Annotated in this window: 9 protein-coding genes; 3 read left to right on the forward strand and 6 right to left on the reverse strand. The window is 57.3% G+C overall.

Features of this window, described 5'->3' with window-relative positions:
• The 3 genes from R6T97_RS14010 to deoD all read left to right on the forward strand — a co-directional run.
• On the forward strand, window positions 1-787 hold a 787-nt coding region (locus R6T97_RS14010; protein WP_410349915.1), incomplete at its 5' end, for a methylmalonyl-CoA mutase family protein.
• A 98-nt stretch (window positions 788-885) separates the two neighbouring features.
• Window positions 886-1224, forward strand: coding sequence for an H-NS family nucleoid-associated regulatory protein (locus R6T97_RS14015; RefSeq protein WP_410349916.1), 339 nt, complete (start codon window positions 886-888; stop codon window positions 1222-1224).
• A gap of 57 nt (window positions 1225-1281) precedes the next feature.
• The gene (gene deoD / locus R6T97_RS14020) at window positions 1282-1986 is read left to right on the forward strand and encodes a purine-nucleoside phosphorylase (protein ID WP_410349917.1); all 705 of its coding nucleotides are present in this window, start codon (window positions 1282-1284) and stop codon (window positions 1984-1986) included.
• Window positions 1987-2254: 268 nt separating this feature from the next.
• Here the strand turns inward: deoD and R6T97_RS14025 are convergent, their stop codons facing one another.
• The 6 genes from R6T97_RS14025 to R6T97_RS14050 form a co-directional block, all read right to left on the reverse strand.
• A complete protein-coding gene (locus R6T97_RS14025) occupies window positions 2255-3034 on the reverse strand; it encodes a succinate dehydrogenase iron-sulfur subunit (RefSeq protein ID WP_410349918.1) in 780 nt (259 codons plus the stop codon).
• Between the two features lie 38 nt (window positions 3035-3072).
• Window positions 3073-3363, reverse strand: coding sequence for a hypothetical protein (locus tag R6T97_RS14030; RefSeq protein ID WP_410349919.1), 291 nt, complete (start codon window positions 3361-3363; stop codon window positions 3073-3075).
• A complete protein-coding gene (gene sdhA, locus R6T97_RS14035) occupies window positions 3363-5168 on the reverse strand; it encodes a succinate dehydrogenase flavoprotein subunit (RefSeq protein ID WP_410349920.1) in 1806 nt (601 codons plus the stop codon). The genes R6T97_RS14030 and sdhA overlap by 1 nt, the downstream gene beginning before the upstream one ends.
• Window positions 5169-5189: 21 nt before the next feature.
• The gene (gene sdhD, locus R6T97_RS14040) at window positions 5190-5561 is read right to left on the reverse strand and encodes a succinate dehydrogenase, hydrophobic membrane anchor protein (protein WP_410349921.1); all 372 of its coding nucleotides are present in this window, start codon (window positions 5559-5561) and stop codon (window positions 5190-5192) included.
• A 12-nt stretch (window positions 5562-5573) separates the two neighbouring features.
• Entirely contained in the window at window positions 5574-5957 is a 384-nt protein-coding gene (gene sdhC, locus R6T97_RS14045; protein ID WP_410349922.1) for a succinate dehydrogenase, cytochrome b556 subunit, read from the reverse strand.
• A 203-nt stretch (window positions 5958-6160) separates the two neighbouring features.
• Window positions 6161-7025 (reverse strand): MaoC family dehydratase (locus R6T97_RS14050; protein WP_410349923.1); only part of this gene is annotated, 865 nt, incomplete at its 5' end.

Genomic DNA, 7025 nt, shown 5'->3' on the forward strand with positions numbered 1-7025 from the left:
GGTAATTATTGAAGATATTGAAAGAAAATTTTCTTGCTCAGAAGGAAAGGTGGCGATTATTTCACCTGATGCAGGAGGTGCGGATGAAGCCGACCAGCTCCGCCGTCTGGCAACTTGGAAAACAGACCGTGATGCTGCCGCAGTGAATGAGGCGCTGACAGCCCTGCGTACAGCCGCCGAAGATGGCAGCAATATCATGCCACCCTCGATTGCCTGTGCCCGTGCCGGTGTCACAACGGGTGAATGGGCAGACGTTGTCCGGAGCGTATTCGGGCAGTACCGTGCGCCAACCGGAGTGAGCAGCAACCCGTCAAACCGTACGGAAGGGCTTGAAGAGTTGCGCGAGCAGGTCGATCTGGTGAGCACGGCACTTGGCCGTCGTCTGAAATTTCTCGTGGGCAAACCGGGGCTCGACGGACACTCCAACGGGGCCGAGCAGATTGCCGCGCGCGCGCGGGACTGCGGCATGGAAATTGACTACGAAGGCATCCGCCTCACCCCAGAGGAAATCGTGACGGCCGCACAAAATGGCGATGTCCACGTGATTGGCCTGTCAATTCTGTCAGGCTCGCATATTCCATTGGTGCGGGATGTGATGACACGATTGCGCGCCGCAGGGATAGATCATATTCCGGTCATTGCAGGCGGCATTATTCCAGACGATGACGCAAGGGAATTACACGCAATGGGTGTGGCGCGGGTCTATACGCCAAAAGACTTTGAATTAAACAAAATCATGGGTGATATTGTGACCTTGGTAGATCCACGGTCGGTGGCTGCTGAATAGGCCATAGGCAATACGCTTTAGTACAGTGTATTATCATTACACCGTGAAGCGTTTTCAGGCGGGTGATATAGGCCGTGGCGCAAATTGGAGTGCGAAATATGAAACCTGATCTGAAATCAATGAACCGAAAAGAATTGGAAAAGCTGAAGTCCGATATCGAAAAAGCCTTGGCCAAGCTCGCTGTGCAAGAAAAGAAAGCGGCACTGGCAGCAGCGGAAAAAGCCGTAGCTGCACACGGCTTTTCACTTGCTGAAATTACCGGCGAGGCGCCTGTGCGCAAAAAGCGCCAAGCCACATCAGGTGCGAAAACTGTCTCGGCACCCAAATACAGAAATCCTGCCGACCCGGACCAAACATGGACCGGAAAGGGACGGCAGCCTGAATGGTTCAAGGCCGCGATTAAGGCAGGCACATCGCCCGACGCGATGGAAATCTAGCTTCCCCCTGTGCGCGACTGGCCCTAAGCTGGTCGCCACAATAAAAGGGGGCCCAGTATGACAATCCACATCGGCGCTGAAAAAGGCGACATCGCACCAACCGTGTTGATGCCCGGCGATCCGTACCGCGCCAAATGGGCCGCCGAAACATTCCTGACAGATGCCCGCTGCGTCAACGAGGTTCGCGGCATGCTGGGCTTTACCGGCACATGGAACGGGCACCCTGTGACAATTCAGGGATCAGGCATGGGTATGCCCTCGCTATCCATCTATGCCAACGAACTGATCAGAGATTATGACGTACAGACGCTGATCCGCATCGGGTCTTGTGGCGGGATGCAGGAAAACGTGGGCATACGCGATGTCATTCTGGCGATGACAGCCTCGACATTATCGACGCCGTCGCAGGGCATCTTCAAAGAACTCAATTTCGCGCCGTGCGCAGACTACGGTCTGCTTGCCGCCGCCCATGAAGTAGCCAAGGCAAAAGGCGTTCCAACACATGTCGGGGGCATATATTCTTCAGATGTCTTTTATGATGAACGACCTGACTTGAACGAACAGATGATCCGCCACGGCATCCTCGGCGTCGAGATGGAAGCCGCCGAACTCTACAATCTTGCCGCCCGTCACGGACGGCGCGCCTTGGCGGTCCTCACCGTCAGCGATCACTTGATTACCCACGAGGCTCTGCCCGCCCAGGATCGTGAACGGTCATTCGGGGATATGGTCGAAATCGCCCTTACGGCAGCTTTTGCATAGAGGTTCGGGGGGCTTTGCCCCCGCCCCTTCGGGGCTCCCCCAGGATATTTACAGGCCAATAATAACGGAACATTAACTATGTTCCGACAAATATGACGTGCGATACAGGCGGGGACGCCGATGGTCGTGGCCGGTAATGACCGGAGGGGCTCGTCTGAAAAGGCGGGCCCTCTTTCGTCATTATCGGCCCACAAATATCCTCGGGGGGCGCGTCAGCGGGGGGCAGACAGCCCCCCGACAGGTCGCTCAAAGCCAAACAACGGGTATGTCAGACGACCCGCTCGACCATCATGCCCTTGATATGTGCGATTGCTTTGGCGGGGTTCAGTCCCTTTGGGCAGGTCTTTGCACAGTTCATGATCGTATGGCAGCGGTAGAGCTTGAACGGATCTTCAAGTTGGTCCAACCGCTCACCCGTTGCTTCGTCACGGCTGTCGATGATCCAGCGGTAGGCGTGCAAAAGTGCAGCCGGTCCTAGGTAGCGATCACCGTTCCACCAGTACGAAGGGCAGGATGTCGAACAGCACGCGCACATCACACATTCATAAAGACCATCCAGCTTTTTGCGGTCGTCGATAGATTGCTTCCATTCCTTCGCAGGGCGGTTTGTCTTGGTTTCCAGCCACGGCATGACCGACGCATGCTGCGCATAAAAGTGGGTCAGGTCCGGGATCAGGTCCTTGATCACCGGCATATGAGGCAGTGGATATATCTTGATATCCCCCTTCACCTCATCCATCCCGTAAATGCAGGCCAGCGTATTGATCCCGTCGATGTTCATCGCGCAAGACCCGCAGATCCCTTCCCGGCAGGACCGGCGGAAGGTGAGCGTGGGGTCGATTTCGTTCTTGATCTTGATCAGCGCGTCCAGAATCATCGGCCCGCAATAATCCATATCAAGGAAATAGGTATCCAGTTGCGGGTTCTTCCCGTCATCGGGGTTCCAACGATAGACCTGTACCTTGCGCAAATTGGTGGCGCCTTCCGGCTTGGGCCAGGTCTTGCCCACTTTCATGCGGGAGTTCTTGGGAAGTGTCAGTTGTACCATTTTTCGTTCCTTCCATCAGGGCTTGCGCCCCGTAATCCTTACATGACCCGCAAACGCGGTGGCCGCACAGGCATTTCGCCAGTCAAATTGAACACGCAACTTTCATAGACTGCAATCGGATCGCGCCCTCGGATGGCATCGGCGCTAATGCTGATGCTGCCGCTTGCAAACGGGCCGCTTTCGCTATTGGCACCCAAGGTCAGGCCAACCTCCGGTCCCTGCGCGGCGCGCGCGCGCTCTTCGCAAATATCTGCCGCCCTCTCCGGCGACATCGGCGTGCAGGCCGTCATTACAACGATGCCCACACCCAAGAGCAGCGCCAGACGCATCAGAACGTCCGCTCTTTCGGGGCAATCTTCGCTTCCGAGATACCGCCTTCGGCTTCGGTTGTCAGGCCTTGGGTGATCACGGGCCGATAGCTCAGCTTGACTTCGGCTCCATCGACACGGCTGATCGTGTGGACCCGCCAGTTTTCGTCGTCACGGGTCGCGTAATCCTCATGTGCATGGGCCCCACGGCTTTCCTTGCGCGCCTCGGCGCCGACAATCGTAGCCAGCGCATTGGGCATCAGGTTGGTCAGTTCCAGCGTTTCCATCAGGTCGCTGTTCCAGACAAGGCTGCGGTCGGTGACAGACAGATCGTTCATCTTGCCCGCAATCTCGGTCATTTTCGCAACACCTTCACCAAGCGTCTTGTCGGTGCGGAAAACCGCAGCATCCTCTTGCATGGCCTTTTGCATCTCAAGACGCAGTTCGGCGGTCGACACGCTGCCATTGGCCTGACGCAATCCATCGAAACGGTCGAAACATGCATCAACCGACGTCTGGTTCAGCGTCGGGTTCGGCGCGCCACGATCAACCACTTCACCGGCGCGGATGGCGGCGGCGCGGCCAAAGACCACAAGGTCGATCAGGCTGTTCGATCCAAGGCGGTTCGCACCATGCACAGATGCACAGCCCGCTTCACCCACAGCCATCAGGCCGGGGACCACGGCATTGGGGTCTTTCTTGGTGGGGTTCAGCACCTCACCGTAATAGTTCGTCGGAATACCGCCCATATTGTAATGCACGGTCGGCAACACCGGAATTGCCTCTTTGGTGACATCGACACCCGCAAAAATCCGCGCGCTTTCCGAAATTCCGGGCAGGCGTTCGGCCAATGCTTCTTTTGGCAGATGGTTCAGGTTCAGGTGAATGTGATCGCCATTGGCCCCCACACCGCGACCTTCGCGGATTTCCATCGTCATGCAACGGCTGACATAGTCACGCGGGGCAAGATCCTTATAGTTCGGCGCATAGCGCTCCATGAACCGCTCGCCTTCGGAGTTGGTCAGATATCCCCCCTCGCCGCGCGCACCTTCGGTGATCAGGCAGCCCGCGCCGTAAATGCCGGTGGGGTGAAACTGGACGAACTCCATGTCCTGCAAAGGCAGACCCTGACGGGCGACCATACCGCCACCGTCACCGGTGCAGGTGTGGGCGGATGTGGCGCTGAAATAGGCACGGCCATAGCCGCCTGTCGCCAGAACGACGGTCTTGGCATTGAACACATGCATGGTGCCGTCATCCAGCTTCCACGCGATCACACCCTGACAAATGCCATCGTCCGACATGATCAGATCAAGGGCGAAATATTCGATATAGAACTCCGCCTGCTGTTTCAGCGACTGGCCATAAAGCGTGTGCAAAATCGCGTGACCGGTACGGTCGGCGGCAGCACAGGTGCGCTGCACGGGCGGGCCCTCACCGAATTCGGTGGTGTGGCCGCCAAAGGGACGCTGATAGATCGTGCCCTCTTCGGTGCGAGAAAAAGGCACGCCGTAATGCTCCAGCTCGTAAACCGCCTTGGGCGCTTCACGGGCAAGGTATTCCATCGCGTCCGTGTCACCCAGCCAGTCCGAGCCTTTGACGGTGTCATACATGTGCCACTGCCAGCTATCAGGGCCCATGTTGCCAAGGGATGCGGCGATGCCACCCTGCGCGGCAACAGTATGGGACCGCGTGGGGAACACCTTGGTAATGCAGGCTGTGCGCAGGCCTTGTTCGGCCAGACCCAGTGTCGCCCGCAGCCCGGCACCACCAGCCCCTACAACAATCGCGTCATAGGTATGCGTTTCATATTCGTAAGCAGCCATAAGTGATAAGCTCCGGTCGGATTAAAGGGCGATGCGGACGATTGCGAAAACCGCAAAAGCCGCCGCAGCATAGGACAAGCAGATCATACCGATGATCGCCACCTTGCGGGCGAAACCATGGACGTAATCCTCGATCAGGGTTTGAACACCCAGCCGATAATGAAAAAAGCCGACCAGCATGGTCAGGATCGCGACAACAGCGGGGAAAGGGCGCTGATAATAGGCGATCACTTCTTCATAGGGCGACCCGAGAATCCAGCCGAACGTGAAAATGAACAGCGGCACAAGGACCAGCAGCGCCACGGAAGTGATGATCATCTGCCAGTGATGTTCTGTTCCGGTCTGCGCAGAGCCCATTCCAACAGCACGCTTGCGGTCAGTCAAATATCCCATTCTGCGTACTCCTTATAAAACGACGACGGTAAAGATGGTCAGCAACACCGACAGCACCATCATCATCTGCGCGGCCAGTTCCGATCTTTCAACGTCGAGCATCCGCCCGCTGTCCCAGACCAGATGGCGCAGTCCGCCCAGCAGGTGATACCAAAGCCCGAGGACTGACAGGGTCATGACCAGATCGCCAAACCAGCTGGTAACAAACCCGTTCGCCCTCGCAAACGCCTCTGGCCCCGACGCGGCAGCGACGAACCACCATACGATCATCAAAGCGGCGACAATCAGCGCGTTGCCCGTGATCCGGACAAGAATCGAGGACATCGAGGTCCATTGCGGACGATAAATCGTCAAATGCGGTGAAAGCGGGCGATTGCCCCGGTTCACGTCAGCCATATCAGTTCCCTTCTTTGGCATATGTCGTCGGCGAGACGACGCCTTGGGGTTCTTTTTGCACCATCTTTACGGCAGAGTCACGCACAGCGAACCCACCAAAGCGTGAAAAAAGGTCGCGATCCGGCATGTTTTTTGCAGTTGTGATCACAGTTTTAAAATGTGTGATCACAAATATCGTTTTGACACGATTGAAGCGAAACTACCTAGATCGGCATGAGCGCCCAGTAATCCAGATCAAGCAACACTTCGGGATCATACGTGCCATCATCGCCGCGCAGAACGCCTGCCGCGCCCTTTGTGGCAACCAGACGCAGACGAATGGCACCGACGCCGGGTGCATCTGTCTCGGCTGTCTCAAGAACCTCCGACCACGCCCGCACGGTATCACCGGCAAAGCAAGGATTGGCATGTGCGCCACCATTCAGCGCGACGATCATCTGCGCATTGGCCAAGCCATTGAAGGACAGCGCACGGGCTAGCGAAATCACATGGCCACCATAGATCAACCGTTTGCCATCTGCGCGGTTGGTCGCGTCAAAATGCACCTTGGCCGTGTTCTGCCACAGGCGCGCGGCCAGCATATGCTCGGCTTCTTCGATTGTCACACCATCGACGTGGTCGATCACCTCACCCACGGTATAGTCACCCATGCGGTGCGGCTCTCCAGCGAGTGCAAAATCATAGCCTTCAAACGTCAGCCCATCCGGCACCACAAGGTCTGACGCAGCAACAGCATCCGCCAGATCAGGAATCACCGTTTCAGGCGCAGACCCTTGACCCCGCTTGCGCACCATGACCCAGCGCACATAGCTCAGCACGTCCTCGCCGTGCTGGTTGCGCCCCGTCGTCCGCACCCAGACCACCCCGGACTTGCCGTTCGAGTTCTGCTTCACGCCCATGACTTCGGACTGCGACACGAGCGTATCACCCGGATAGACGGGGCGCAGCCAGCGCCCCTCGGCATAACCAAGGTTGGCCACGGCATTCAGCGAAACATCCGGTACCGTCTTGCCAAAGACTGTATGGAACGTGACCAGATCATCGACAGGCGAAGCGGGCAAACCACAG

It is taken from the genome of Yoonia sp., from assembly GCF_046498525.1.
GTDB lineage: Bacteria > Pseudomonadota > Alphaproteobacteria > Rhodobacterales > Rhodobacteraceae > Yoonia.